At 49.4% G+C, this 26,397-nt stretch carries 21 protein-coding genes; 9 read left to right on the forward strand and 12 right to left on the reverse strand.

Annotated elements, in window-relative coordinates; all coding sequences use genetic code 11:
- Positions 1–80: 80 nt before the first annotated feature.
- Together H6F90_RS18770 and H6F90_RS18775 are read right to left on the reverse strand one after the other, a co-directional pair.
- On the reverse strand, positions 81–818 hold the full coding sequence (locus H6F90_RS18770; RefSeq protein WP_190553815.1) for a hypothetical protein: 738 nt from the start codon (positions 816–818) through the stop codon (positions 81–83).
- A complete protein-coding gene (locus tag H6F90_RS18775; RefSeq protein ID WP_370588050.1) occupies positions 797–2,413 on the reverse strand; it encodes a S8 family serine peptidase in 1,617 nt (538 codons plus the stop codon). The genes H6F90_RS18770 and H6F90_RS18775 overlap by 22 nt, the downstream gene beginning before the upstream one ends.
- A 130-nt stretch (positions 2,414–2,543) precedes the next feature.
- Here H6F90_RS18775 and rpe point away from each other — a divergent pair, with 130 nt between their 5' ends.
- Positions 2,544–3,245 (forward strand): ribulose-phosphate 3-epimerase, encoded by a 702-nt coding sequence (gene rpe, locus H6F90_RS18780; RefSeq protein ID WP_190432196.1) that lies wholly within the window; start codon positions 2,544–2,546, stop codon positions 3,243–3,245.
- Between the two features lie 305 nt (positions 3,246–3,550).
- On the opposite strand, the gene H6F90_RS18785 is transcribed toward rpe, so the two are convergent.
- The 3 genes from H6F90_RS18785 to H6F90_RS18795 form a co-directional block, all read right to left on the reverse strand.
- Entirely contained in the window at positions 3,551–4,069 is a 519-nt protein-coding gene (locus tag H6F90_RS18785) for a hypothetical protein (RefSeq protein ID WP_190553816.1), read from the reverse strand.
- Between the two features lie 118 nt (positions 4,070–4,187).
- Positions 4,188–4,625, reverse strand: coding sequence for a hypothetical protein (locus H6F90_RS18790; protein ID WP_190553817.1), 438 nt, complete (start codon positions 4,623–4,625; stop codon positions 4,188–4,190).
- Between the two features lie 289 nt (positions 4,626–4,914).
- Positions 4,915–5,097, reverse strand: coding sequence for a CsbD family protein (locus tag H6F90_RS18795; RefSeq protein WP_190432190.1), 183 nt, complete (start codon positions 5,095–5,097; stop codon positions 4,915–4,917).
- Between the two features lie 668 nt (positions 5,098–5,765).
- On the opposite strand from H6F90_RS18795, the gene uvrB reads away from it, so the two are divergent.
- From uvrB to hpsE (H6F90_RS18810), 3 genes are all read left to right on the forward strand, one after another.
- On the forward strand, positions 5,766–7,763 hold the full coding sequence (uvrB, locus tag H6F90_RS18800) for an excinuclease ABC subunit UvrB (RefSeq protein WP_199296014.1): 1,998 nt from the start codon (positions 5,766–5,768) through the stop codon (positions 7,761–7,763).
- Between the two features lie 748 nt (positions 7,764–8,511).
- Complete coding sequence (gene hpsE, locus H6F90_RS18805; RefSeq protein WP_190553818.1) at positions 8,512–9,537, forward strand: hormogonium polysaccharide biosynthesis glycosyltransferase HpsE; 1,026 nt, start codon at positions 8,512–8,514, stop codon at positions 9,535–9,537.
- Positions 9,538–9,561: 24 nt separating this feature from the next.
- A complete protein-coding gene (hpsE, locus tag H6F90_RS18810) occupies positions 9,562–10,548 on the forward strand; it encodes a hormogonium polysaccharide biosynthesis glycosyltransferase HpsE (protein ID WP_190553819.1) in 987 nt (328 codons plus the stop codon).
- Between the two features lie 32 nt (positions 10,549–10,580).
- Here hpsE (H6F90_RS18810) and H6F90_RS18815 read toward each other — a convergent pair whose 3' ends face one another.
- The 3 genes from H6F90_RS18815 to H6F90_RS18825 all read right to left on the reverse strand — a co-directional run bounded on the left by H6F90_RS18815 (position 10,581) and on the right by H6F90_RS18825 (position 13,896).
- Positions 10,581–11,897, reverse strand: a complete 1,317-nt coding sequence (locus tag H6F90_RS18815; protein WP_370588051.1) for a DUF2330 domain-containing protein — start codon at positions 11,895–11,897, stop codon at positions 10,581–10,583.
- Positions 11,898–11,942: 45 nt separating this feature from the next.
- Positions 11,943–12,866 carry an RnfABCDGE type electron transport complex subunit D gene (locus H6F90_RS18820; RefSeq protein WP_190553820.1) on the reverse strand — a complete coding sequence of 308 codons (924 nt, stop codon included), beginning with the start codon at positions 12,864–12,866 and terminating at the stop codon, positions 11,943–11,945.
- Positions 12,867–12,978: 112 nt separating this feature from the next.
- Positions 12,979–13,896, reverse strand: a complete 918-nt coding sequence (locus H6F90_RS18825) for a histone deacetylase (protein WP_190553821.1) — start codon at positions 13,894–13,896, stop codon at positions 12,979–12,981.
- Between the two features lie 78 nt (positions 13,897–13,974).
- Between H6F90_RS18825 and H6F90_RS18830 the strand changes: the two genes are divergently transcribed.
- Complete coding sequence (locus tag H6F90_RS18830; RefSeq protein ID WP_190553822.1) at positions 13,975–14,490, forward strand: hypothetical protein; 516 nt, start codon at positions 13,975–13,977, stop codon at positions 14,488–14,490.
- Between the two features lie 157 nt (positions 14,491–14,647).
- Here H6F90_RS18830 and H6F90_RS18835 read toward each other — a convergent pair whose 3' ends face one another.
- From H6F90_RS18835 to prfC, 3 genes are all read right to left on the reverse strand, one after another.
- The gene (locus tag H6F90_RS18835; protein ID WP_190553823.1) at positions 14,648–15,130 is read right to left on the reverse strand and encodes an RNA-binding protein; all 483 of its coding nucleotides are present in this window, start codon (positions 15,128–15,130) and stop codon (positions 14,648–14,650) included.
- A gap of 675 nt (positions 15,131–15,805) precedes the next feature.
- On the reverse strand, positions 15,806–18,244 hold the full coding sequence (locus H6F90_RS18840; RefSeq protein WP_190553824.1) for a M48 family metalloprotease: 2,439 nt from the start codon (positions 18,242–18,244) through the stop codon (positions 15,806–15,808).
- Positions 18,245–18,280: 36 nt separating this feature from the next.
- The gene (gene prfC / locus H6F90_RS18845; RefSeq protein WP_190553825.1) at positions 18,281–19,945 is read right to left on the reverse strand and encodes a peptide chain release factor 3; all 1,665 of its coding nucleotides are present in this window, start codon (positions 19,943–19,945) and stop codon (positions 18,281–18,283) included.
- 289 nt (positions 19,946–20,234) lie between these two features.
- On the opposite strand from prfC, the gene H6F90_RS18850 reads away from it, so the two are divergent.
- The 3 genes from H6F90_RS18850 (at position 20,235) to H6F90_RS18860 (ending at position 22,761) form a co-directional block, all read left to right on the forward strand.
- A complete protein-coding gene (locus H6F90_RS18850) occupies positions 20,235–20,570 on the forward strand; it encodes a DUF4870 domain-containing protein (protein ID WP_190553826.1) in 336 nt (111 codons plus the stop codon).
- Positions 20,571–20,707: 137 nt separating this feature from the next.
- A complete protein-coding gene (locus H6F90_RS18855; RefSeq protein ID WP_190553827.1) occupies positions 20,708–21,871 on the forward strand; it encodes an SGNH/GDSL hydrolase family protein in 1,164 nt (387 codons plus the stop codon).
- 32 nt (positions 21,872–21,903) lie between these two features.
- A complete protein-coding gene (locus H6F90_RS18860) occupies positions 21,904–22,761 on the forward strand; it encodes a sulfurtransferase (protein WP_190553828.1) in 858 nt (285 codons plus the stop codon).
- A 19-nt stretch (positions 22,762–22,780) separates the two neighbouring features.
- Here H6F90_RS18860 and H6F90_RS18865 read toward each other — a convergent pair whose 3' ends face one another.
- The gene (locus tag H6F90_RS18865; protein WP_190553829.1) at positions 22,781–24,211 is read right to left on the reverse strand and encodes a hypothetical protein; all 1,431 of its coding nucleotides are present in this window, start codon (positions 24,209–24,211) and stop codon (positions 22,781–22,783) included.
- Between the two features lie 316 nt (positions 24,212–24,527).
- Here H6F90_RS18865 and H6F90_RS18870 point away from each other — a divergent pair, with 316 nt between their 5' ends.
- Positions 24,528–26,387 carry a FecR family protein gene (locus H6F90_RS18870; protein ID WP_190553830.1) on the forward strand — a complete coding sequence of 620 codons (1,860 nt, stop codon included), beginning with the start codon at positions 24,528–24,530 and terminating at the stop codon, positions 26,385–26,387.
- The last annotated feature ends 10 nt before the right edge of the window (positions 26,388–26,397 follow it).

Consider the following 26,397-nt stretch of genomic DNA (forward strand, 5'->3'; position numbering starts at 1 on the left):
AACATCTCATTACGGTTAGTCACTGACGGTTGGCAACTGTGTAATCCAGAAGCTGCTAGGCATGTTGAGTCTATGTGGTTTTATTTGTAGCTCCAGCTCAACATCCACAGAACACTGCTCACCAGCATCACAGTACAGAGCGCGATCGCTGTTGCCACCCAAGGAACAAAAATAAAGCCGATCGCCGCTCCAATCATGGCTCCAACAATAGTACCTAGGACTGCTCCCAGCGCTCCTGACCACAAAGCCCCCGACATGGAACCCGAACTCGGCTGAAAGAAAAAGCTCAGCTGAGAAGCCAACAGTGTATTGAGCAAACCGCCTATCACCCCGATACCCGCTCCATAGCCCGCATAACTTGACCCTGCGGCGATCGCAGCCATTAGGACTTCTGGGGTAATACTGGTAACTGGGAGGCTAATCAGACTGCCGAGGCTACCGACGATGCCCCCTAAGCCAGTGCCATAAACGCTCCAAAAAATCACATTTGGGATTTGGAGCCGAGCACTAAATAAGGAATTGCTTAACGCCCCACCCATGATCGCCACAATCACCGCGCCAATCGACTCAAAATGCGGCAGATTCGCTTGTAGCGGCACGACAGCCTCAGGCAGCAGCCAGCAAACTACCCAGAACAGCGCTGCACTAGTGATACTGCCAATTGAAGTCAGGATCGTAGCCGCGATCGCGGCATTCACAGGCCCCCAGATGGCACCCCCCACCGCGCCTAATAATCCGCCCCCAACTGCCCAAACAATGGCCCAAACAAGTATCCAAACCACAGGCACAATCTGGTTTAACGAGCCGGAACAGTCCACCAAGCCAGCCCATAGGGTTGAGTTGCTTGATTCATCTGCTGGCGATACAGAACCCGGATTTTATACCGCCCCGTCGTAGGAATCGCGTAAAAAATATGCTCAACGCTATCAACTTCACTAACCGAGGCCCAGATACTATCCGCTGGGTCATTATCCTCAGCTCGCATCAAATACAGATCTAGATTATTCAGGCCGCGATCGCTAAAGTTCTCGTTGATATCATACTCACCATTGCGATTTTGGTCTTGTAACTCCACTCGCCGAGCCCAAGCCAAGGTGACAGAGACAAAGCTGCCTTGTTGTAGAGGCTGCTCCAGCACATAGTCCTGAAACGAACTCTTCGCTTGCGCCGCTACAGTTCTGTAATCCCAACCAATCGGAGGAACTGGCGTTGTTGGGTTCCATTGGCCTGGTTGAAATTGTTGGTAGGCGCGAAACGTGTTGAGTTGTCCCGTGCCCATATGCAGGTTGAGGGGAATCGTGCGATCGCGGTAGGCATCTGAAGCGAACCAGTCTTGCTGATTTCGATCCAAGATGGTGCGGCTCATGCCTAAAGTCCAACCGTCGCCGCGATCTCGGACTTTATCCGCTGAGTTGAGCAAAACTGCTTTCATCACTTCATGGCGTCGAGCATCCAACCCCCACTGATTGCTTTTTCGGCGCATCGCGGCATCGCCAAATTCTTGTAACAAAGCCACGCTAGCGGTGACGTGGGGTGCCGCAAAACTGGTGCCAGTGACTCTGGTAGTTTTGCCATCTGGGTTCAGCGCCACGATGTTACTGCCAGGAGCCACCAAGCTAATAGCGCGACGCGGACCCACGTTACTCTCCAGGCCAAGCGATCGCTGGGATGGGGAAATCACCTCGTCACCTAAGTTAGCTGCATCTACCAGAGCAAAAGGCCCATTACTGGTTAAACGGCGAGTAAAAGCGACATTCACCCCATTAAAGTTGTCTGTGGGAATAGAAATGCCTCCTCTCCCCTGATTACCAGCGACAACATACAAAACGTCATGGGCGCGAGTGGACCAATCTAGACATTGGGTGAGTAGGGCATTGCCATCAAGACGGGCTCTGGGGCGCGGGTCTTGTTGTAGCGATTCCCCAAAGCTGAAGTTAATGGCCCGGATGTCTCCCCCATTTTGCTGCGCTACATGCTGAGCCGACAAACATTCTTCTGGTTGGCCGTTACGCTGCAATAAGCCAACCGCAGACGCATAAAGCCGCGCTTTAGGTGCTACGCCCCGCATGGTTGGATCGGCACTAACCATGATGCTGGCCACATTTTGAGCGTGACCATCGACGTGGGTGTTGCCTTTCGCAGGGCCATCTCGAAAGAAGACCCGCAACAGCGCGATCGCCCAGCTTTGATTAACGGCCTTATCGACACCAAACTTGCCCGGACGACCGATTTCTACCTGACCAATCGCAACTTTGTTGCCCGTAAGGTTGTAGGGGGGAGCTTGCAGCCGATAGGCATCAATGCCTGCTTCACCCAGCGAGCTTCCAGCAACCTGGAAGGAGGCAGGCAGAACGGTAACACTGAGTCCTCCCCATAACCCTGCTAAGCTGTTCAACATCCACGGCTGAGTCACAGCCTCTCCTCCACGAAATCTTTACAAGCCAAGGGGGATTTGAGGATCAAATGACAACCTTCTAATTAAATATTTTTTAAACATTTTGTTAAACTGGATACGACAGAGGACACGGGAGAAATCGTTCGCCATGACGCAGCCGCAATCCGAGAAACAGATAGTTATCGCTCCATCCATCCTATCAGCCGACTTTAGCCGTTTGGGAGACGAAATCCGTGCAGTAGATGCAGCAGGAGCAGACTGGATTCACGTAGATGTGATGGATGGCCGCTTTGTTCCTAACATCACGATTGGTCCGCTGATTGTAGAAGCGATTCGCCCCGTGACTCAGAAGCCTTTGGATGTCCACCTGATGATTGTGGAGCCAGAGAAGTATGTAGAAGGTTTTGCTAAGGCTGGAGCCGATATTATCTCTGTACATTGCGAGCACAATGCTTCTCCCCACCTGCATCGCACCCTCTGTCAAATTAGAGAACTCGGTAAGAAAGCTGGCGTAGTCCTCAATCCCTCAACCCCTTTGGAATTGATTGACTACGTTTTAGAAGTTTGTGACCTCATCTTGATCATGAGTGTCAACCCTGGCTTTGGTGGTCAAAGCTTTATTCCTGCGGTCCTACCCAAGATTCGCAAACTGCGTCAAATCTGTGATGAGCGGGGTCTCGATCCTTGGATTGAAGTGGATGGTGGCCTCAAGGCTAACAATACTTGGCAAGTCTTAGAAGCAGGTGCTAACGCGGTCGTGGCTGGTTCTGCGGTCTTCAATGCACCCGATTATGCAACTGCGATCGAAGGTATCCGCAACAGCAAGCGTCCTGAGCTAGCCACTGTTTAATCTGACAGTTACCTAAACTTTTGCTTACATAATTCAATGGCAAGTTACTAGTTCCTAGTAGCTTGCTTTTTTATTGGTCTTTGATAAAAAACGGTAGACGTTAAAAATGGCAAAGCTCTAAAGGATTTTAGCCTTTAGATTGGGCTGGCTCCATTAAATAATTGAAAACCCAAAGGCAGCTAATTACAGGTACCTTTGGGTTGAAAAGTTTTTACAGTTTGAACTGTCTAAATCATGAGCACCATTAAAGTGAAGATTTTCAATTAACCTTGACTCGAATAGTGCTGATTCACTAAAGCTCAGGATTACTTGTTGCGGTTAGAGAGCCATCTAGCAGCCACTAGCCCAAACGCAGCACCCACCATAGGATTGCTAAAGAATTTAACAATACCTGGTTGCTCAGCTAAAACATCGCGGAACAGATCAGGATGATTGTGATAAGCAAAGCTCGCCAGCTTAGTCACATCATCTGCATTCATGCGGCTGGGGTGATGAGTAGAGAGACTCAACTGCCGCTCCAAATCGCGATCGCTCAACCCACGTTCTTTGAAGTGCTTGAAAAACTCACGAGCTACATCGTCCCGCTCATTGGGTTTGATTTGGGCGATCGCTTGCTGCAATTCTGGTTCCATTTGCGCAGAAGGAATCCGCTCTGGATGGAAGGAACGACCAAACAAATGACGACGCTCATCTTTAGAAGAACGCTGAGCAAAATCGTCAAAACTCTGATAGTTCTCTAAAGAAGAGTTATCGTCGAGTTGCTCGGTACTACCATGAGCCAAATCATTCATGATTTGACGCTTGTATTCTTCGCTGCTAGTCACAGTATTAATCTCCTACTAATCATCAGAGTTTTGACAACATCTGAAGTTATAAAAAAAGCTATTTGAAAGCTGCTCGGTAAAATAGCGATCGCTGGTCTACGCCTTGTTGTTCTACACCTTACTGATACTCAACTTGCTTAGAGCCAGCATCGTAGCGAGCAGTCAAAATCAACTGTTTGTCAGGGGCATACATCAAGACCGTCAGATCACGGTTAGGCGCACTCTGGCGGAAGCCTTGTACCAAAGACTTGGCTAAGGGCCGCACTTCGTTAGGCTTAACTTGCTTGGAAATTACTACTCCCAGCTTGTTGTTATCCCGAACATAAGCATCCTGCACTAAACCATGAGCTGTCTGCACAACCCAGTTAGCAAGATTGCCACCTGCAGCTGTGTTACCTCGTTCCAGTTGGCTATAGCCTGAACGATTCTCAATTTGAGTCGGCTGGTTCACCGCTTGAGTGGTTGAGGATGGCCCACCACAAGCGGTTGTAATGGTAAGTACCAAAACCAAAGCTAAAGCCGTGAAAAACTTACGACTATGTTGAAGTAAATTCACGAAAGGTCTCCTCGCAAAATTAGTTAATCATTTGAATTGCTATAACTTCCTACTATTAAAAGTAGGGCTTGGAAGTTGTTTAGCAAATGGTGAGCCTACTACAGATGGCAACTAGATTTGAGTTAGTTAAAAACAGTATTTTTTGAAAACAGATGAGACCTTCGGAACTAATATCGATTTTGTAATTACTTGTAACTAACTCAAATGCAGAAAACTCAAGAAATATAAGTACCTAGGTAATCTGGGTAGCTTGCGAGCTACCCAGCGCTCACATTAGAACTAGCTATGACTAGTCAATTGCTTTCTTGATGTTATCTTTGATGTCTTCTTTGGCGTGCTGAGCTTGAGACTCAACTTGCTTGGCTTGTCCTTCTGCTTGGTCTTTGGGATCGCCCGTTATATTTCCCCAAGCTTCTTGAGCTTTGCCTTCAATATTTTTGCCAGCTGCTTTAGCTCTATCTTCTGCACTCATTTTATGTACTCCGTAATTTTCAAAACTCTAAATTCAAATATCACGTTGAAAAGTGAAAATCTATTCCACTTGACAATTCCTAATGTAGCGACAACTACGATCTGAGCCATCTGCCAGAAGTCGCATTAGCCTTACTCTGGATTGCGCCTTTTGATTTAACCTTTAAGGATTACGGTTTGTGAATTAAGAAATTTCTTATTGATTAATCTCTTGAATTTGATTTTTGATTCAGTAAATGTGAGCTAAGAAAGGTAAAAAATGTTGCCCTATCTTCGGCTGTCTCAAGAGTTTTCTAGGATTGTGCCCAATCACTAATTGATTTACTAGTTAGATATTTGACCGTTCAATATTTCAATATAAAGACCTAGATTCTAATCAGTCCTCAGCTCACAGTTCTATCCGCTACAGTTATATTGAGGGTCACTAATGGTTGTAATTCGCAGTTCAGATTGAAGTGTTGAGATATCCTGGGTTGTTTTAGCTGGTTTCGTCGTGCTTTCAACGGGCGATCGCGAATTTCATCGTGTTCTAGGCGACCAAATGTACTACTTGAGATCGCTACACTAGAGGAGTGGCTAGTTGACTCCGAGCGACCCCAGATTGCTCTCAAGTCACTAGGCGCAAGAGCCAAAACTCTAGTAACTTTGTGCTTTTATTGAGTCGAGATTATGGCGCAATTCCAGATTCAAGCTCCTTTTCAACCCACTGGCGATCAACCCAAGGCGATCCAGCAACTGACCCAGAGCGTGAGGTCAGGTGAACGTTTCCAAACTCTGCTGGGGGCAACGGGTACTGGTAAAACGTTTACGATCGCTTCAGTGATTGAAAACGTGGGGAAGCCCACTTTAGTCTTGGCTCATAACAAAACCTTAGCCGCCCAACTTTGCAACGAGTTGCGAGAATTTTTTCCTAATAACGCCGTCGAGTATTTCATTAGTTATTACGACTACTATCAACCGGAAGCTTATATTCCGGTGACCGATACTTACATTGAAAAGACAGCTTCGATCAACGAAGAGATTGATATGCTGCGGCACTCGGCCACGCGATCGCTGTTTGAGCGCCGGGATGTGATTGTGGTCGCTTCCATTAGCTGCATTTATGGCTTAGGCATTCCCTCCGAATATCTGAATGCGGCTGTGCCGCTACGCGTGGGGATGGAAGCTGACCAACGCCAAATTCTGCGCGATTTAGCTTCTGTACAGTATTCGCGCAATGACCTGGAAATGGGGCGCGGTCGCTTCCGGGTCAAAGGGGATGTGCTGGAAATTGGCCCAGCGTATGAAGACCGCATCATTCGAGTGGAGTTTTTTGGCGATGAGATCGACGCGATTCGCTACATCGATCCCGTGACGGGCGTAACGCTGCAAAGCATGGAAGGGGTCAATATCTACCCTGCCCGTCACTTCGTTACTCCCGAAGACCGCTTAGAGGGAGCCTGCAACGCCATCGAACAAGAGTTGCGCGATCGCCTGGAAATTTTAGAGCAAAACAACAAGCTCCTAGAAGCCCAACGCCTAGAGCAGCGCACTCGCTACGACTTGGAGTTGCTACGAGAAGTGGGCTATTGCAACGGTGTAGAAAACTACTCGCGCCATCTCGCCGGGCGGCAAGCGGGGGATCCCCCCGAATGCTTAATCGACTATTTCCCCCAAGATTGGCTCTTGGTCGTTGATGAATCTCACGTCACTGTGCCGCAGATTCGGGGTATGTACAATGGCGACCAAGCCCGCAAACAAGTGCTGATTGAGCACGGATTTCGTTTACCCAGTGCCGCCGACAACCGCCCCCTGAAGTCTGAGGAGTTTTGGGGCAAGGCGAGACAGTGCATTTTTGTTTCTGCCACTCCCGGAGACTGGGAGATAGAAATTTCGGAAGGTCGAGTCGTAGAGCAGGTGATTCGGCCTACCGCAGTGCTAGACCCGGAAATTTTCGTCCGCCCCACTACAGGCCAAATTGATGATTTGTTTGGCGAAATTCAAGAGCGGGTCCAGCTTCAGGAACGGGTGCTGATCACCACGCTGACTAAGCGGATGGCTGAGGACTTGACCGAGTACTTGCAGGAGCGCAGCGTTCGGGTCCGCTATTTGCATTCTGAGATTCACTCCATCGAGCGGATTGAGATTTTGCAGGATTTACGGGAAGGCACCTTTGATGTGCTGATTGGTGTGAACCTGTTGCGTGAGGGGTTAGACTTACCAGAAGTGTCTCTGGTCGCGATTTTAGACGCGGATAAAGAAGGTTTCTTACGAGCGGCGCGATCGCTGATTCAAACTATTGGTCGGGCAGCGCGTCACATCCGAGGGCAGGCCATTCTCTACGCTGACAACCTGACTGACAGTATGGCCAAGGCCATCAGTGAAACCGAACGGCGGCGAGCGGTGCAAATGGAGTACAACACCAAGCACGGCCTCACGCCACAGCCAATTATTAAAAAATCGAGCAACGCCATTTTATCGTTTTTAGAGGTATCGCGCCGTCTCAACGCCCAAGAACTAGATCAAGTCTATGAGCAAGCCAGTGATCTCCCTCTAGAAAACATTCCGCAGCTCATCGGTCAGCTAGAAGCTCAGATGAAGGAAGCGTCGAAAAAATTAGAATTTGAAGAGGCGGCTAAGTATCGCGATCGCATCAAACACTTGCGCGACAAGCTATTGGGCCACTAAGCACCTCCGTATTATCTCTCAAACTTTGCCTCTGCTTGATGAAACTCTCATCATTGCTTTAAATTTGGCTGCGAAATCTCTCTTAAGCCAGATGTTTAGAAGCGGTTACTGAAAGCGAGAATATGGAGGCTTACTCGTCTTAAGATTTGTGGCCTTCTGATTAGCAGAGCAGAGCGCATTTCATAAGAGATGAGTGAGCTACCAGGATAGATGTCTAGCTGGGAGCTTGATAGTGAAGCAACATAACCGATTGCAAGCATATCGCTACGCGAATCGGGGCAGCATTTACCTCTTTATGCCCATGCTGGATTTTAATGTCATGGCAGAAGTTGGAGAAACTCCGCCTTAAGGGAGTGAGATCGCAGCAAAGCGATCGCTGGGTAAGTTATTGCCTGATCACTATTTGTTGAAAACTTGTTTGCTGAACTTAAGAGTTGGGCAAGATTCTTGTTAGCACTACAGGAATTTTAAGTGGGCGGCTTTTAACCTAGAGAGCTGCTAAATAAAGTTGCAAAACTCTTAAAGCGACTGGTTTAACTAATAGCTGCTATTAGAAATACGACACTCGGCGGCAAATCAGGGGTCTACCTAAAGTTAAGAATCAGGCAATTTGCAACGGTGAGTCTACTTCAGTGGCTCTATTGCAACAGTTAAGTGCTTCAAGTCCTTGTTGGCTATTGCCATGACAAGGTTGACCAAAACAATACCTTACTCACTTAAACTCTTAACTCAAATGCCCTACTCTTCAATGTCCTCCTCTCAGACATTTCCTAGTAGAAGCCCTATTCTTGTCTCCAAACCCTTGGCTCCTGAATTTACGGTTGCCATCCCGACCTACAACGGTGAGCACCGTTTGCCTGAGTTGTTAGAGCGCCTGCGATCGCAGGTAAATACAGAGCATTTCCGCTGGGAAATCCTAATAGTTGATAACAACAGTACAGACCAGACTGCTGAGGTCATTCGGACCTTCCAGGCAGATTGGCCCAACCAGTATTCCATCCGGTACTTGTTTGAAGGTCGCCAAGGTTCTGCTTATGCGAGGCAGCGAGCAGTGCAAGCAGCCGAAAGCGAGCTGATTGGTTTTTTAGATGATGACAACATTCCAGCCCTAGATTGGGTGGCAGCAGCTTATGCCTTTGCTCAAAGTCACCCTAGAGCAGGAGCTTACGCGAGTCAAATTCACGGTGACTTTGAAGCTGCACCTCCGCAAAACTTCAAAAGAATTGCTGGTTTTTTGGCGATTACTGAGCGCGGTCCTCAGCCATTGCTATACGATCCTGGCAAAAAGCTGCTGCCTCCCTCAGCAGGCTTAGTGGTGCGTAAAAGTGTTTGGAGCCGCTATGTCCCTCAAACTTTTACCTTGAGAGGGAGAGTCGGACAGTCTCAAGGACAAGCGATCGCGGCCAGCGAACCGGGAGAAGATCTAGAACTGCTTCTGCATATTCAGAATGCAGGTTGGGAAATTTGGTATAACCCAGACATGGAAATGCACCACAAAATCCCTCACTGGCGTTTTGAGCGAGATTATCTGCTCGCCATGTTTCGAGGGATTGGTCTGAGTCGTTACCACACTCGCATGCTTAGTGTTAAACCTTGGCAGCGTCCATTGGCAGCTCTGGCCTATATCCTGAACGATATGCGTAAAATTCTCCGGCACTGGCTGAAATATAGAACGGTCATCCCTCAAGATTTGGTAGCTACTTGCGAAATGGAGCTGTTCCGCAACAGTTTTCTGAGTCCCTTCCACCACTGGAAGAAAACCCTGAAAAACTAAGAGGGCATAAGTTCTAATCTCTCTATGGATGTAACGATCGCAATTCCTACATACAACGGTGCCGATCGCCTGCCGCTGATTCTGGAGCGCTTGCGATCGCAGACTGCTGCTGAATCGATTCGGTGGGAAATCATCATCGTTGACAACAACAGCACCGATGGCACTGCCGCTGTGGTGCAACAGTATCAAGCCAACTGGTCCCACCCTTATCCTCTCAAGTATTGCTTTGAGCCAGAACAAGGAGCCGCTTTTGCCCGCCAGCGAGCGATTCGAGAAGCACAGGGTGAACTAGTTGGCTTTTTAGATGATGACAATTTGCCAACGGCAGAGTGGCTCGCCGCTGCCTATGAATTTGCGCAAACTCACCCTCAGGCAGGAGCCTATGGCGGACAGATCTATGGAGATTATGAGGTAGAGCCTCCCGCTAATTTTGAGAAAATTCAGGCATTTCTAGCGATTCGGCAGCGCGGTCCAAATCCAAATTTGTATGAGCCAGAGCGGATCAGTTTACCGCCAGCAGCTTCTTTAGTGGTCCGACGGCAGGCTTGGCTTGAGCATGTCCCACAACGTCCTGCTTTGAGCGGTAAAGTTCGCGGGTGCATGGTGCAGGGGGATGACTACGAACCTTTGCTGTATCTACACAAGGCAGGTTGGGAAATTTGGTACAACCCTGCCATGCAAACTTATCATCAAATTCCTCATTGGCGTTTAGAACGACCCTATTTGACTGAGCTAGCTAGGGGGTGTGGGCTGGCGACCTGTGAGTTACGCCTGATCTACACTGCGGATGCCCAGAAGCCCTGGATCATGGCCAGAACTTTTTTAGGCAATTCCCGGAGAGCTGTGATGCATGTACTCAAGTATCGCCAACGAGTCAAAACAGATCTAATTGCCGCTTGCGAACTGGAGTTTTTTCTAGGTAGCTTGATGAGTCCGTTTTACTACCTCAGAAAAAATCTTCAGACTAAAGCTGTTCCTAGTCCGCTACAGACTCCTTCAGGCTCTAACTAAATTAGGGCGCGATCGCGCTTGACTAGCGTGCGTTACTTAGGCCAGAGATTGCGCCACCAAGGAGCGGTTTGGCTAGAAATTGCAGGCAACTTCTGACGGATATCCTGGATATTCCAACCCGTTAGCTTAGCTAAGGTTTGGGCTTCTTGTTCAAAGCGGGCAGGTAAAGCTCTCTTATACTGTCGCCCAGCCGCGCAGTTCGTCTCACCTGTAAAGGCATGGCGCAAAACATAGCGCCCTTGGAAGAACTGTCGATTCGAGGTTTCCTGGAACATTAGATCCTCAGGAAACTTGTCACGGGTATACCGGACATGAATCCGGGTCAGGAAAACATTGGAGGAGGCGTTGTCGTTGAGCCAAAAAACACCCGCCTGACGCAGTTCCTCAGGGTTGAGAGGTTCAGCTGAGCAAGGGTCGCAGTTGCCCATATCCCAGGCATATTCCAAAAAAGCTACCTTTTTACCTTCACGAGTGTAGGCTGTCTGGAACATAGACTTGTAGAAATCACCAAACTCGTTTTTGACAAAAACTGGAATTTCAGCATCTGAGGGCACCTGCACGGTTCGGTAGTTAGTGACTTCAGCTTGGCCTTGAGGAGACAGCAAGTAAACGATTAAGTCTTGCTCGGTGGCAGCATTAATCATGCCCAAACGGATCGGCAGCATGAACTTGGGTGATTCGTAAGCCATCTGGATTGGGCGGAGAAATTGATAGCCCGCTTTTTCAAATTCCGCTAGATTCACCTTGGCGACGAAAAACTTTAGGTTTTGGCGGATGTAGGGTTGCAGTAGTTGCTTCGCTCCTCTAGGAATGCGGTAACCACTGCGGTTCAACCAAGTTTCTAAACCACTGGATTCCTTGGCGCTCAGAATCACAATGTCATACTCACCCACCGTGAATTGAGCTTCAACTTTGACTCCCAGGGCATTGTCGCTCGCAGCTTCTGTAGGCGCACCAGCCATTGCCGCAGACGGAGCCATTACCCTTTCATTAAAAGTTTGAGTTTCACAAGGATTGGAGTCGAAATATTCCACCAGACGAGGGGCACTAAAGGCATCCAGCCGTTCTAAAACTTTAGGATCGCCGACATGAACTTGCTCTTGCTTTAGCATCACAGGCACAGGCACGACGATCGCAAAATCTTTGACATCACCCTGGAAGTCATTGGCCATTGTCAGGACAGTGCGTTCTCCATCTCTGGCGATCGCAACCTGAGAAGCTTTGTTATAGAGTTTGGTGTCTGCTTTAGCAACGTAGAAGCCACAAAAAGCCCAGGCATTAGGTACATACCCAATTAGAATAACCAGCGTCAAAAGCAAGCCCAACAATATCCGTAACGGCTTCATCATAGTTTTCTCCAGGTGCATGAATAAGAAGGCTGAGGAATGTTGCTCTTATACTTCAACTACTTCAACGGCAGTGGGACTGATAGGATCACCACATTCAGGAGCAGGCCGAGACCAAGTAAAGCGAGGCGCGGACCAGAGCAGGTCTATTAGCAAGGTGAGCGGAGCCAGCGCAAATAAGGCCCAAAACACAGCAGTCGGGATGAAGAACTGATTGCGGAGCACAAACGTGACAGCGGCGATGGCGACAGACCAAACCAATCGCCCGATCCGAGCGTTGGGAATGGAGCGAGGGTCAGTAATCATAAACAAGGCAAACAGCAGTAGAGACCCACTCATCAATCTGTGCCAGTAGACATCCCAAGTCCAACCCAGCCAGAAATTGCGATAGGCTTCTAGGCCAGCGTAGGTGCCTAGGAAAGCGGCTGAAGTATCCCAACGCCCGACGCGCTGTAGCACCAGACCCCCAGCCCCCAGAAAGAGCAGCCCGTACCACCACTCATCGCCCCATTGCCCCGGAGAAACCCAGGCATCTTGAGTGAGCATTAGCACAGCAATGATGCCGAAGTTAGCCGGATTAAAGAAATGCTTGCCTTGTACTTGAAAGACAAACTTACTGAGAATCGCTAAGCTACCAGCTAAAGCCATTGTGCTGGCATGATCCGCTCTGAGCAGTAAACACAGCCCTAAAGACGTGATCAGGGCACTCCGTAGCGATCGCCCCTGCTTCTTGACGGGAGTCGCAGGAGTAGAAATTTCTGTTTGAGTGGTTTGTGAAGTGAGCGATCGCTGTGAGTCCTGGCGCTGCCACCACTCCTGTAAAGCAGACATAGCCCATTGAGTCGTGAGGCAAGTCGCAATCGTCACGGCAATGAATTCGGGTCGAACCGTCCAGTCTCTCGTGCCTAAGCCCAGGATGAGAAACAGTGAGAGAAACAAAATCTGATAATCACGCGCGTCCTGTAGCAGCATGGCTAGAGCACAGGAGAGGGTCGTCCCCAATCTAGACGAGCCTACTCTTAAACGGTTCTGCTGTTACAGAAATTGTTACAAGCTGTCTCCGTACTTTTGCCAGAGTAGCCAATCACAGTCGATAGTGACGATACACATCACTAGCAGCACGATGTAAAAGTGAGTGCCGATACACTAAAGCCTGCAAATCATCCGCATAGCCACCTCCAATTACACAAGCAACTGGGTAGCCTGTTGCTACACAGGTACTCAAGACCTGCATTTCTCGCCGGAATAAACCTGTATCGGTGAGCGCCAATTTGCCTAAGCGATCGCCTAAATGTGGATCAACTCCTGCATCGTAGAGGACTAGATCTGGACGTACCTCAGTGAGTAAATCGGGTAAATAGGCGGCTAAGGTTTGCAGATAAGCATCATCTTCCATCCCTACAGGTAAAGGCACATCTAGGTTGCTTTGTTGCTTGGTACCCGGAAAGTTGACTGCGCAATGCATTGAGAATGTGAAGACACTTGGGTCATCCTGAAAGATTAGAGCCGTACCATCGCCTTGATGTACATCTAGGTCAACAATCAGAACTTTCTCCACCAAGCCCAACTTTTGTAGAGCCCGAGCCGCGATCGCTAAATCGTTGAAAATACAAAATCCAGAGCCATAACTGGGGAAAGCATGGTGAGTTCCGCCTGCCGTATTACAAGCAAGTCCTTGTTGTAGAGCCATCTGTGCCGTGAGAATTGTGCCTCCGACCGCAGTACAGGTGCGATCGACCAAAGCTGGGCTCCAAGGCAAACCAATGCGGCGCTGGGCCTTAGGGTCTAGGGTGCCCTCACAATAAGCTTGCACATAATCCCTTGTATGGACAAGTTCTAGAACTGTTTGGACAGGCCGCTCAGGGGTAAAAAATTGCTCTGGATATGCCACTCCGTCTGCTAACAGCATTTCGTACAATAGCCTAAACTTGGCCATTGGGAAACGATGTCCTGCTGGCAAAGGTGCAACATAAACTGGGTTATAAACCAAGGGTAAGTCCATCGGCTTTCTTACACTGGAGACAGAATCCTCAACAGCGATTTCTCTAGAAATTGCTTCACCCCTTCAGCGAGGCTGATCATGGAACTAAGAAGCATTTGGCAATATGGCAGCAATAGTTCTGAAAACAGTAATCACTTTGCCACAATTAGCCAATGGTGGCACAACCTCAACGGCAAAGAGATTCTGTGGCAACAACGGTTGATGCCTGCAACTGCGGAGGCCACCAACCTCAACTGGGAACCCCAGCGTTTTGATGAAAAGTTTTTAGTAGTAAACCCTACTATTCGTGGCATCACCCTCTACTGGCAGAAGCCTGATTCATCGCAAGAGCGAAGTACCACAGTCCACAAGCTGGAGCTAGACCAACTGCATCAGCAACTCTACATTTTTCCGCAGTCACAAAAGGAAGTGGTAATTCGGGTGGAGTTGCCGCAGGTTGCGCTCCAGACAGTGGTCATGAAAAATCCCCAGTGGCAAGTTGCTCCCAACGGAGATACCTACTTACTGACACTACGAGACGATCGCCAGAAAGTTGTAGTGCAAGCCACCTTTGACTCAACTCAAATGAGCCAGCTCAAACAACAATTGCCTTAGAAACTGCCCAAATACAACACAACTACCGAAGCAAGACTAGGGCTTCCCAGCCTTTGCCTCGGTAGCTTTTTAGTTGTGACGGGTGAGTCGTAAACTGCACCTGTCGTTAATCATGAAACACGATGACTGTGAGATGGAAGTTCTGCTGTACGCAGCTTTAGTTAGTCGCTTGAGCTGCCAACAGTTGCTTTAACTTTTCTAGGTCTTGAGCCCAACGTGGATCAGGTTGAACCGCATCGCTATCGGTAGAAGTGCTAGCCGCAACTCGTCGAGACTTATTGTTGTTGTTGCTATTGCTCTTGCTGCGACGGCTGCCCGCAGAAGGAGCACTGGGGCTAGGACTGCTGCTGACGCCCTCTGCGCCCTCTGCACCCTGTTCTTCTTTACCTTTGGCACGAGGCAACGCTTTCTCAATTTTTAGAGCGCAGTCTTTAAGCACAAAGCCGTTGTACTTTTCAATAATTTCATCGGCTTGCTCATCGGTTTTGACAGTCACAAAACCAAAACCTCGACATTTGCCTGTTTTGCGGTCAGTGATAACCTTGGTAGAGACAGAATCACCAGCTTCTGCAAATACTGCTGCTAGCTCTTGGCGCTCCACTTCTTTGGGTAAATTGCCCACATATAGACGAATAGACATGAAAGATACCTCCAGACATCGGTTCAGATAAACTTGCTTGAAAGCATTAACCTCACGCAGTTAGCGAGAGATTGCCTTGATAGACGACTCTACGAATAGCTACGCCTTGTACTCCTCTCGCTAACATCGAAAACACAGCTCCTCGCCTCAAAAAAGCTGTCCAGTACCCTTCATCCAATGCTTTACACTCCAGAAAAGAGCAAGTTGAACTTCATCATGGTTGTAGGTTTTTAATGATCACTGGAGGCTTATGTTCGAGCGTTTTCTGTTTAAACTGCTTTTCCAGGATTTCTATGCCATTCATTAAGGTATCACGGCCTTAGATACGCAGCTAGGTAAAATCATAAGTTTCAGACTTGAGCCAGATCTTTATCAGTAGATTGGCGAAACAAGCTTTGAATATACCAATAGATTGACGTAACACGCAGGTATATTTCTAGACTGTTTCAATAAAAACCAGCCGATGGCTACGGCTGGTCGAGCTTGCTGTGTTGGGAGGAAGAAAACCTGACACCAAGACGGTTTTGCTGTAAAAACTGCCATTGTTAAAGGCTGAGCCACGTCTTCGGTAAATCGGATCTCTCTGTAAAGAAAAGTAACATAAACTTCCAAATTAGTGCAACTTTTCTTTACGCAAGATTTGATAGTGGCAAAAAAATCAATAAGTAGATATTACTAATATCCTCCAATAAATAACAGGATATAAGTGCCAACGCAGGCTGCTACCCCAGCTAGCAAGGTAGACCAAATCGGATGGCGACTAATGCTAATTTTGCCGCTCGAAGTTCGTAAGGTTTCTAAATCGATCCAGGAAGTAGCGCCCCGATGGAACCAACCTTTAGCAGTTACGGCTTGGTGGACTAAGTCACGGGGTTGGGGCGATCGTGCCCAAAATGCTCCCAACGGCCCCACGGCTGAAGTGTGATGCAGTGGTACTAACCCCGTGTCGGTTTGCAGAATCAAGCTTTGGCTTAGCCAATTAGCCAGCCCCGTCCGCCCCAACAGCTTGCCTTGCAATTGCACAGGTTTACTGTCGATGGGGAGAAGCGTGGGATTGGCGATAAGTGTGGGGAGTGGAGATGTGGCTCGGAGCGTCACTGGGGTGATGTCTGGAAAGAACGGGTTGATCCGAACAAAAATCCCTAAGCTCAGACCCAAAGGTAAACAACCGATGAGGACAGCCCAGTCACCCACCAACCAAAACAAATTCCACAACCCTAAGAACTCACCGATCGCAGCGATTGACCAAATCCCTAATCCGATCGCAACGCCTAACCCCAAGCCCCAGAAGGGAGCGCCTTGGAGGGCTAGGCGTTGTCCATAGCGAGTTAACCACTGCTGCCAGGTGAGTTTGGATGGAGTTGCTTGAGCAGAGTTGGCAAAGTTTAGCTCAGAGTCGAGTCGCCAGTGGCGGGCGTAAGAACTCAGGAGTTGCAGGCGATCGCCTAATAAAGAATGAGATTGGTTGAGATTGAGCCAATGGCGGTGAGGGTTGGTGCGGTCCCATTCTAAAAGTGTCTCAAATGAGACGGCTGGATAGAAGCTACCGACGGTTAGCGCTGTTTTGTAATCGAGCGGTGCTAGGAAGTTGAAGCCTTCGAGGACATAGCTGGTTTGTTGCTGCTGTTGTACGTCTTGAGCTACCCCGATCGCGGTTTTGAGTAAGGCTCTGGTAAGGCCGTTCGGGTTGCCCGTAAATTCAGCAGCTAAGCGATCGCTGTAGTAGAGCCGCTGACGAGACAGCCACAACAGCGGCCAGCGGAGCAGCCAATAGACGCCATAGTTGAGACTGGAAAAGGCAGCAATGATGTAGACCAGTACCGTGAAGAGGTAAAACAAGGCCGTATTTTGTCGCTGCGCTTGCTTTCTACGAGCTTCCAAGCGATCGCCCCAAGTGGCTACCTGCCAATACAGCGTGTAGGGAACTTGTAGCAGCAGCACTGCTAGGGACATCACCGCAAAATCCCAGTGAGCAATGTGAGCAATTTCCCCAGCATAGAGGGCAGCAATTTCGTCATCTGCCAGTTGTTCTAGCAGTCCTTGGCTGACGGCAATGCGGGCGAAGCGAGGTAGGGAGCCGTAGGTGAGGGCGATCGGTGCAGCGGTGGGTAAAAGCCGCAAGGCAGGGGTAGGAATCTGCTTTTGCCGAGGCAGACGATTGAGAACTTTAGTGGCTTCTGGGCTATAGGTCGCTAAAGTCGCGGTTGATAGGGGTTTCAAGCCGTACAAAAACTTGAGTAGCGCATCCATCAGCCAAGGCAGCAAGGCTAACATCAGCCCTACTACAACGATAAAAATGACCGTTGGATTGCGATAAAGCAGTTGAATCGGCTGGACAAAGGGAAGCTTGACCAACAGCCAGTTGGTGGCTCGCATAGAGAAGCGTAAAACAAACAAGGCGAAGGCGAAAAAGGCGATCGTGCTACCTGCTTGCAAGAGCCAAAGGCGAGTGAGTTTGAGCTTGCTGAGCGGTTGCCACTTTTGCGCTCGACCTGCTTGTTTCCACTCGCGCGGTTCTATGGCTGCTGATGTCGCTAATATTGGGTCTGGATTTTCATCATCATCCACCGTTTCCGGGGGTGGTGTAACGGTATCAAAAATCGGTTGAGGCGATCGCGGCTGGCTGACTGAAGCGGATTGAGACCGCAGTTTGTTAGTCCGAGAAGTTTTACGAGTGGAGGTAGCATCTAGCGGGACGAATCCAGCCTCACTGGTATTAGATATTGTGGATGGAGCTTCGGATGGGGTTGAGGTGGACGGGTGCAACTCGGTAGATGCCACCAGTTGAGGATAGCGTTGGATGAAGCTGGCTAAAGTTTTGTCGGCCCAAGCTTTTGCCTGAGGGTTAGGCGTTTGGGTGAGGGCTTGGCAGAGGGCGATCGCTTGCTCCGCCAGACCTTGACGCTCATAAGCGGTTACTAACCCAATCTGGGCTTGCAAGCTAGTTGGAGTATTGGGTGGAGGCGGTGCAACCTGATTAGGAGAAAAGTTGGCACAACGCTCTAGCAGAGAGATGGCGGTGGGGTAATCTCCCTGCTTCAGTGCGGTTAAGCCTGATTTCAGGGTCGCGTTGGTAGATGGCTGGTTAGATGCAGAAGGGTCGGAACTAGACATACAGATGCTGCTGCCATAATCCGCTCCAACATAGCATCAAGTGGAGATAGGTTCTTGCCCAGAAACTACGGGAGCGATCGTGCTTAATTTTAACTCCGGGTGTTCGCCCTCTACTTGCTGGCAGTTCCACTCATTGCGGAAGAGCAGCACAGGACGGCCCCAAGAATCTTTCACTGTGACCGTATTAAACAAGCGACCCACTTTTTGCAAAGCTTCCCAGCCTCCTGTCACCCAACGAGCCACGCTGTAAGGTAGCAGTTCGATTTGGGTTTCCACGTTGTATTCGTTTTGCAACCGAAACTGCACCACTTCAAATTGCAGTTGCCCGACTGCTGCCAAGATTGGGTCTCGCTTGGCTTCATCTGCCGAGAACATGATCTGGACTGCCCCTTCTTCCCGTAGCTCCGACACACCTTTGTGGAACTGCTTAAACTTGGAGGGGTTGGGGTTTTTTAGGTAGGCAAAGAGTTCGGGTGAGAAACAAGGGATGCCTTCGTACTCTAGCTTCTGGCCCAGATAAATCGTGTCTCCGATCGCGAAGGCTCCAGGGTTGTTGAGACCGATCACGTCACCGGGGTAAGCCGCCTCTATCGATTCGCGTTCTTGTGCAAACAGCTTTTGTGGGCGAGACAAGCGCACCGTTTTGCCCGAACGAGCATGGTTTACGGTCATGTCTTTTTCAAACTTACCAGAGCACACCCGCACAAAGGCAATGCGATCGCGGTGTCTGGGGTCCATATTGGCTTGCAACTTGAAAACAAAACCCGAAAACTCTGGATAAGTAGGCTCCACCTCACCCACCGTACTGTGATGAGGCCCAGGCTTGAGGGCGTAGTCTAGGAAAGCATTCAAGAACGGCTCCACCCCAAAGTTGGTCATGGCGCTGCCAAAGAATACGGGCGTCATTTTGCCTCGGTGTACCTGCGCCAGGTCTAGCTCTGGACCTACCCCCTCAATCACTTCCAAATCTTCTTTGAGTTGGTAGTAGAGTTCTTGCTCCAGCAAGTCTTCGATCCGAGGGTCGCCCAAATCGACGGTTGTGACTGTGGCTTCGCGGCTACCGTGAGCACTGCGCTCGAATAGGTGAATTTTTTGCTCTCGTCGGTCAAACACGCCTCTAAAGCGATCGCCCATCCCAATCGGCCAGTTTACCGCATAGGTTTGCAAACCTAGTTCTTGCTCAATTTCATCCAGCAGTTCCAGCGGTTCACGCCCTGGACGATCGAGTTTGTTGATAAAGGTAAAAATAGGCAGCGATCGCAACTTGCAAACTTCAAATAGCTTGCGAGTCTGCGGTTCCAAACCTTTGGCTGCATCGACTAGCATCACCGCATTGTCAGCGGCAGCTAAGGTGCGATAGGTGTCTTCACTGAAGTCTTGGTGTCCCGGCGTATCCAGCAGGTTGATATGACAGTCTTTATAAGCAAACTGCAAAACCGTCGAGGTGATCGAAATCCCCCGCTGTTGCTCCATTTCCATCCAGTCTGAGGTGGCTTTGCGCTGGGCTCGACGTGCCTTGACTGCTCCCGCCTCGTGAATCGCACCTCCGTACAGCAAGAGCTTTTCGGTCAGAGTGGTTTTACCCGCGTCTGGGTGAGAGATAATCGCAAAATTGCGACGGCGTTCAATCTCTGTCTCCAACTCAACTTGAAGCGATTTGTCTTGAACCGATTGGTCAAGGGCAAGGGAATCAGTGGACATGCCGGAACCTGACTGGGTAAATCTGTAAAGCAACTTATCAACGCTAAATCGCTAAATTCAACGTTGCCTTTAAACTTGATGATAGCGACAAAAGCCACGCCTGCGGAAACCCTTTCCCACTTGCAGATGAACTTGCAGATGAGGAGATACCCACCAAAAACCACCGGATTTCCCTATCTATGGCATACTTTCAGGCAAAGATTGGCTAGGTATGATTAAAGCAATTGCCCCCCTTGCAATCGCAAAAACGCAATCGCAAAAACCTTAACTCCGTGAGGGAGAAACTAGGATGTACGACACGGATAAGCGGAAATTATTATCGGCAGTAGCGCACGCTTCGATCTTTTTTAGCGCTGCTTTGGTTTCGATTGGTGTGCCGATCGCGATTTTGTTTGTTTCTGATGACCCCGTGGTGAAGGAAAACGCCAAGGAAGCGATTAACTTCCACATTAATATTTGGCTGTGGGGAGTCATTATTGGTATTCTCTCCTGGATTTTGATTGGTCTCCTCTTGGTGCCGTTCTACTTCCTGGCTCATTGGGGATTGGCGATTTGGGCGATCGTCACTTCGCTGAGCAATTCTGACCACGCATTCCGCTATCCCTTCATCTTCCGATTGGTCTAGGGCGCGATCACAACTCTTGAGGATTTGGCAGAGGTGCACTTCCGAATCTTTTTGTTGGAATAAATCGTTCATGAAATTTCCTGACTCCATCCACTTCTCCCTGTCAAAGGTAAGGGAAGGTGTGATGGAGTTACTTTATGGGCGATCTTTGTCTGTTGGTTGCTGATGTCTTAGTGAAGAGCCAGTTAGCCAAAACCGCAGCACCAGAAATACCTCAGCTTGGCTCCCTATTCGCCGCAGACGATTTAGCCAAAGCTCAAACGGTTGCTTTAGCTTCACCCCAAGTCACCACCGGAGTTGAATTTGGTGCCCCGGAATTTAGCCAACCCGGATGTCAGCCTCAACTTGCAACTCAGGTAGGGGCAACTCAGGTGGGAGCGATCGCGCCTAGCCCACAACTTGCTACAGAAATTTACGCTCAAGAAGACAACCTGATCGCCTCAATTCTGGACGACCAGCGTGGTAGTCAGCAGGTTTCTAAAGTTAGTCCTGCTTTGATTCCTAACTTTAGCGATATACCGCAAGCCCAGGCTTTAGCTCCACGATCGGGTAACCAGCTCTATCGCCAAAGACTAGAAGCCCTGAGAGCAGGCACTCTTTACACCCGGATCGCTAGCAATAGTTTTTACTCAGCTTGGTCTCAAGCCACAACGAAGCCCAGCTACAGCCAATGGAAACAACTACTAGAGCTAGAAGCCAGAGCTGTAGCACGAGGCCAAGGAGACAATCGTCTCTCGGTCGTCGTGGGAGACTCGCTTAGTCTCTGGTTCCCAACCCAACGCCTACCTGAGGGGCAATTGTGGCTGAATCAAGGAATTTCAGGCGATACCACAAGTGGCATTCTCCAGCGGCTTTCAGCCTTTACTCAGACGCGGCCTGACACCATTTACGTCATGGCTGGCATCAACGATCTGCGTCGGGGCCATAGCGACCAACGGATTTTAAGTAATTTGCGCCAAATTATGCGACAGCTCCATCAGAAGCATCCTGGCGCTGAGGTTGTTGTGCAGTCGATTTTGCCAACCCGCTATGCTGCGATTCCCAGTAGTCGGATTCGTGGCTTAAATCAACGCATTGCCGCGATCGCCCAACAAGAAAAAGTAAGTTTTCTAGATCTGTACCCCTACTTCACTGACACGCAAGACACCTTGAATCGAGCCTTGACCACTGATGGCTTACACCTGAATCCGCGTGGTTATCAAGTTTGGCAAGTTGCCCTTCAGCAAACGGAATCTCAGCTCAAAATCGCTCGTTATCAACGCTTAACGGCTGCAGCTGTCTCTGGGACTGCTGTGAGGTAATTAGGCCATGTAGAATAGCTTCAACCTGTGTGATGCTGAACTCCATGACCGTTTCTCATCCTGTTGTGTCTGCTGCTTGGCTGCACGACCATCTCAACGATCCGCAAGTCGTGGTTGTAGATTGCCGCTTCGCTTTAATGCAACCTGATTTGGGGCAGCAGCAGTATCAAACCAGCCACATTCCAGGCGCTTACTATTTAGATCTCAATCGCGACTTGTCGAGTCCGGTGAATCAACATGGCGGACGCCACCCGCTACCAGAGCCAGAAGACTTTGCTGCCAAGTTACGAGCGATGGGTGTTAATTCTGAGAGCCCCAATGGACCAACTTTAGTCGTGGCTTATGACGACTCACGCTTAGCCTTCGCCTCTCGCCTTTGGTGGTTGTTGCGCTACTTCGGGCACAGCCATGTAGCAGTTTTAGATGGCGGTTTCGCAGCTTGGCAGGCAGCAAGCTATCCCGTTACCATAGACGTACCACCACCGCAAGCAGGCAACTTTGCCCCACAGCCACAGCTTGAGCAGGTAGTTGATGTTAATATCGTCAAGGCTCGTCAAGATAAACCAAATGTGGTTTTGGTGGATTCGCGCGAAGGCGATCGCTACCGAGGGGAACGTGAACCGATTGACCCAGTGGCAGGTCATATTCCCGGTGCGGTGAATTATCCTTGGCAAGAAGTCACCAACGAACAAGGCTATTTGCGACCTGAAACCGAGCAGCGCGATCGCTGGACTGAGGTAGCTTCAGCTGAAGAAATTTTGGTTTACTGCGGTTCTGGCGTGACAGCCTGCGTCAATCTACTGTCCCTAGAACTGGCAGGCATTGATCAAGGCAAACTCTACGCTGGCAGTTGGAGCGATTGGTGTTCTTACTTGGAAGGTGAGGGGTGAGGGGTGAGGAGTGAGGGAGTTAGAAGAGGGGCAGGTTGACAGATAAGCTTACGCCTAGGATGGAGCTGTCGAAATTTACATTGCGGTTAGAAGAGTTGCCAAAACCGAAGCCTCCGAATACCGTAATGCGGCTGTTGCGAGACCAGTCATAACTTAGGCGAGCCAGTAGTTGGTGATAGTTGTCCTCCCGTCCTTGCTCCGTAAAGCTCGATAGTACGTACTGATAGTCCAGCCCTGTCTGAACTTTACTAGTTGGGTTGTAATTCAGGGATGCGCCCAAGGCATTGACCACTCGGCTGCGATCGCTCGGATCGGCAAAGCTATAGCGCAGTTGGTAGAAGCTATCAATGGTTACCGCATTCCCCAGTGAGTCCCGACGCCCCAGACCCAGACGGATGGAGTTGTCATTTAGGAAGCGATCGCCGCCTCCAGCTGTAAATAACTGCTGATTGCTTAGGCCCACCTCCCCGTACATTTTGGGAGTAAGTTGTTGATAGAGGGAAGCTCCAAAACGTACTTCGTTGTAGTCGAAGTCATCCAAGTTGGCATATTTGATCAGATTGGCATTGATAGAGCCAATTAAATAGGTTTTAGGCCCGATCGCTGGAGTTGCCCACAGGCTCAGTCCTGTGCGAATCAAACTGTCATTAATGGGGTCAACACTGGAAAAAATGTTGTCACTTTGGAAAAAATCAACCCGACCTTGCAAGTAAACAGTTCGCTCGGAACGACTAGCCTGCACAGGTTGTTGTCTCAGGCGCAATGTACCGAGTTCTGGGTCAAGTTGTTGATTGCTGTTCTCTACAGATTCCTGTAGGCGCAAGTTGCCTAACTCAGGATCAGCAGCTTGTGGCTCTGCTTCAGAGTTACTTGTATTTGTTGTATCAGATGTAGCAGACTCATTATCAGTAGCTTTTCCAGGCTCTTCTGGCTCCCCTGAACTTTCCTGGACGGCATCGCCTGGTTTTTGCAACCGCAAATTACCTAGCTCTGGATCTGCTAATGTTTGCTCCAGGTGACGCTCTTGCTGCGATTGCACCTCAACCTCAGAAGGCGCGTTTAGCTGAGACAGATATCTCAGCGGCAAGTTTTGATTCGCTAAGGCTGGATTGGTCAAGGATGGCTCTACTGTCACCTCTGACCATAGGATCTCAGTTTCAACGGTTGGCAAACTGAAGCCTACATCTAAGGATACAGAATCCCGCTCTGTTCCTAGGCTATTATCATGTTGTAAAAATTTTGGCAGCGGCAAAACAACCGGATTGGCTGTTGGTTCAACAGTAGCTTCCGGAATTGGAACAGTTGCTGCGGTAGCACAAGCTGAACTACCTGCAAGACTCAGCCATAGACCTAGGTGTTGCCAAAGTCTGAGGTGCACATGATAAAACAAGCGTAGATAAACTTGCAAGTTGGATACCGTATATTTACTGAAAAACCAGCCGAAACTCATCGTAGAAGTAATTCTCCTTAGTTGCTAGGGTGGTACGAAATATAAATCAGGGTTTTTAGCTTAAATTTTTTGTTTTAGGGAACTACCAAACTAAGTTGACCGTCGCCTGAATGGATGCCTACCGATAAGTTGTGATTCCTAATATAGGGAATAGACGAAATACAGCTAATTTGTTCATCTTGGTTAGTAAAGAACGGACGAAAATTTTCGTCAATAGATTCAAATCTTGGATTGTATATATATTTCCTTAGGGGAATATACGGAAATCGGAAAACTTTCATATAAAATTTTGATGTTGCACCGCCAGGAACCGCTTATGTCTCAAAAATTAGCTCTGTTCCTTGCTCTGATGCTGTCGGGTCTAACTATTGGGAGCTTTCCGCGGCCTGCGGATGCCAAAACTCCCTTGACTCGTGCTGTCATTCAGGCACTCCGGAATCGTGTGCAGTTAATGCAAAAAAGCCGACCTGTTCGATCGGCACGAGTTTCTGATGCAATGGCTCCTGGCGATGCTTTAGCAACGGCGCGTGCTTCTCTAGCAGAGCTACGTTTTAATGACGGTTCTTTAGCTCGTGTGGGTGAGCAAGCCGTTTTTCGTTTCGTGCCTAATGCCCGTACATTTCAGCTCTCTAATGGCACGATGTTACTCCTCATTCCGCCTGGTCGTGGTCCTACAGGAGTAAGAACCCCCAATGCAGCGGCGGGCATTAAAGGTTCTGCTTTGTTTGTCCGCTATATTCCTGACACAGATACCACCTTGGTTGGGGCACTGACCAATAACCCGCAAGGGCCAATGGTAATTTATAACCGTGATGCTTCTCAAAGCCAAGGCTTACGAGCTGGCCAGTTGGCGGTTATAGTCAAAAACCGGATTGAGCAAGTCTACGACTTTGACCTCAATACCTTCTATGAAACCAGTGATTTAGTCAAAGGGCTGAATCTCACGCAAAAGGATGCTGCTAGCCCCTCAGATGAGGCGATCGCGGCAGTTCGAGCTGAGACAGTAGAGGCTTTACAAGGTCAGTCCTCCTTCAAAAACGCAAACGTCATCGAAAACCCAACCTTTGTTCGTTTGCCCTCTGAGTTAGCTGGTTTCCCAGATAATAATCTCGATCGCATCTTCAATTCTGTGGATGTACGCCGAGCTATCGACCCAGAGAAAACTCAATCCGATCAAACCGCAGCCTCACCGCAACAACCTGGGGCTGGTTCTGGTAGCGTTCCACCTGTCGCTGGCACTACCCCACCTGCGACTCAACCGCCGGAGCCAGTCACCTCTACTCAAAACCCACCTCCTAGCGACAACCCCGCTATCAGTTCACCGCCTGAACCCACTCCAGTCACTTCAACTCCTCGTCCCCTAGACTCCTTAGGGCAGAGACCAAGGACGGTTGCTCCAACAGACACCAGACTGCTCACCCCTCGCCGCATAGAGCCAGCAACTCCAATTTCGCAACCTAGCACTCCTACGCCGCCCGTAGTCACTACACCCACTCCCCCCACCGAAGCACCCACCCCTGACCAAGGGTCAAATACGCCCCCTATCGTAGTAGAAGGGGGCGTTTCAGGAGGCATAACGCCCCCTTCGCCCACGGATGAGCTGCCCGTGGTGCCTAAGCAACCTGATACCCTTCCTAACCCCAATTCTCCTGTTACTCCAGGCTCCAGCCTTCCCAGTCAAACTCAAGGAGATGATCCAGGTATTGGCCAGCCTAATGTAAATCCTCCTATTGACGCTTTACCAGACCTTTCCACTGATACTCCCCCAGGCGGCTCACCGGATGTAGTCATTCCGAGTCCACCTATCTTGGTTGAACCCGGATCAGGAGTGCCAGTAGTGCCGATTGATCCGACTTTGCCAGGTAATTTCCCTGGCCAAGGAAACACCGGAGGTAACTTCCCTGGCGGAGGAAATACGGGAGGCGATTTCCCTGGCCAAGCTCCAGCAACGCCTGCTAACCCTATATCCAATCCAATCAATCCGACTGGCGGAGGTCAACCTACAGATCCAACCAATCCAACTAGCAATACGCCACCTAATGGCGGAACACCGGGTAGTGATTTTCCTGGTAAAGCCAATGATGGTAAATTTCCTGGTAAAGCCAATGATGGTGTCTTCCCAGGTGGTGGGGCAACCGAGGGTAAGTTTCCTGGCCGGGTTCCAATTGACAAATAAATAGACTAAG

The sequence above is a fragment of the Trichocoleus sp. FACHB-591 genome, from assembly GCF_014695845.1.
Classification (GTDB): Bacteria; Cyanobacteriota; Cyanobacteriia; order FACHB-46; family FACHB-46; genus Trichocoleus.

Coding starts and splice junctions, on each gene's coding strand:
- H6F90_RS18870 (WP_190553830.1), top strand. CDS start 24,528: ATGTCTCAAAAATTAGCTCTGTTCCTTGCTCTGATGCTGTCGGGTCTA.
- H6F90_RS18865 (WP_190553829.1), bottom strand. CDS start 24,211: ATGAGTTTCGGCTGGTTTTTCAGTAAATATACGGTATCCAACTTGCAA.
- H6F90_RS18795 (WP_190432190.1), bottom strand. CDS start 5,097: ATGAGTGCAGAAGATAGAGCTAAAGCAGCTGGCAAAAATATTGAAGGC.
- prfC (WP_190553825.1), bottom strand. CDS start 19,945: ATGTCCACTGATTCCCTTGCCCTTGACCAATCGGTTCAAGACAAATCG.
- H6F90_RS18850 (WP_190553826.1), top strand. CDS start 20,235: ATGTACGACACGGATAAGCGGAAATTATTATCGGCAGTAGCGCACGCT.
- rpe (WP_190432196.1), top strand. CDS start 2,544: ATGACGCAGCCGCAATCCGAGAAACAGATAGTTATCGCTCCATCCATC.
- hpsE (WP_190553818.1), top strand. CDS start 8,512: ATGTCCTCCTCTCAGACATTTCCTAGTAGAAGCCCTATTCTTGTCTCC.
- H6F90_RS18815 (WP_370588051.1), bottom strand. CDS start 11,897: ATGATGAAGCCGTTACGGATATTGTTGGGCTTGCTTTTGACGCTGGTT.
- H6F90_RS18825 (WP_190553821.1), bottom strand. CDS start 13,896: ATGGACTTACCCTTGGTTTATAACCCAGTTTATGTTGCACCTTTGCCA.
- H6F90_RS18830 (WP_190553822.1), top strand. CDS start 13,975: ATGGAACTAAGAAGCATTTGGCAATATGGCAGCAATAGTTCTGAAAAC.
- H6F90_RS18855 (WP_190553827.1), top strand. CDS start 20,708: ATGGGCGATCTTTGTCTGTTGGTTGCTGATGTCTTAGTGAAGAGCCAG.
- H6F90_RS18840 (WP_190553824.1), bottom strand. CDS start 18,244: ATGTCTAGTTCCGACCCTTCTGCATCTAACCAGCCATCTACCAACGCG.
- H6F90_RS18820 (WP_190553820.1), bottom strand. CDS start 12,866: ATGCTGCTACAGGACGCGCGTGATTATCAGATTTTGTTTCTCTCACTG.
- hpsE (WP_190553819.1), top strand. CDS start 9,562: ATGGATGTAACGATCGCAATTCCTACATACAACGGTGCCGATCGCCTG.
- H6F90_RS18860 (WP_190553828.1), top strand. CDS start 21,904: ATGCTGAACTCCATGACCGTTTCTCATCCTGTTGTGTCTGCTGCTTGG.
- uvrB (WP_199296014.1), top strand. CDS start 5,766: ATGGCGCAATTCCAGATTCAAGCTCCTTTTCAACCCACTGGCGATCAA.
- H6F90_RS18835 (WP_190553823.1), bottom strand. CDS start 15,130: ATGTCTATTCGTCTATATGTGGGCAATTTACCCAAAGAAGTGGAGCGC.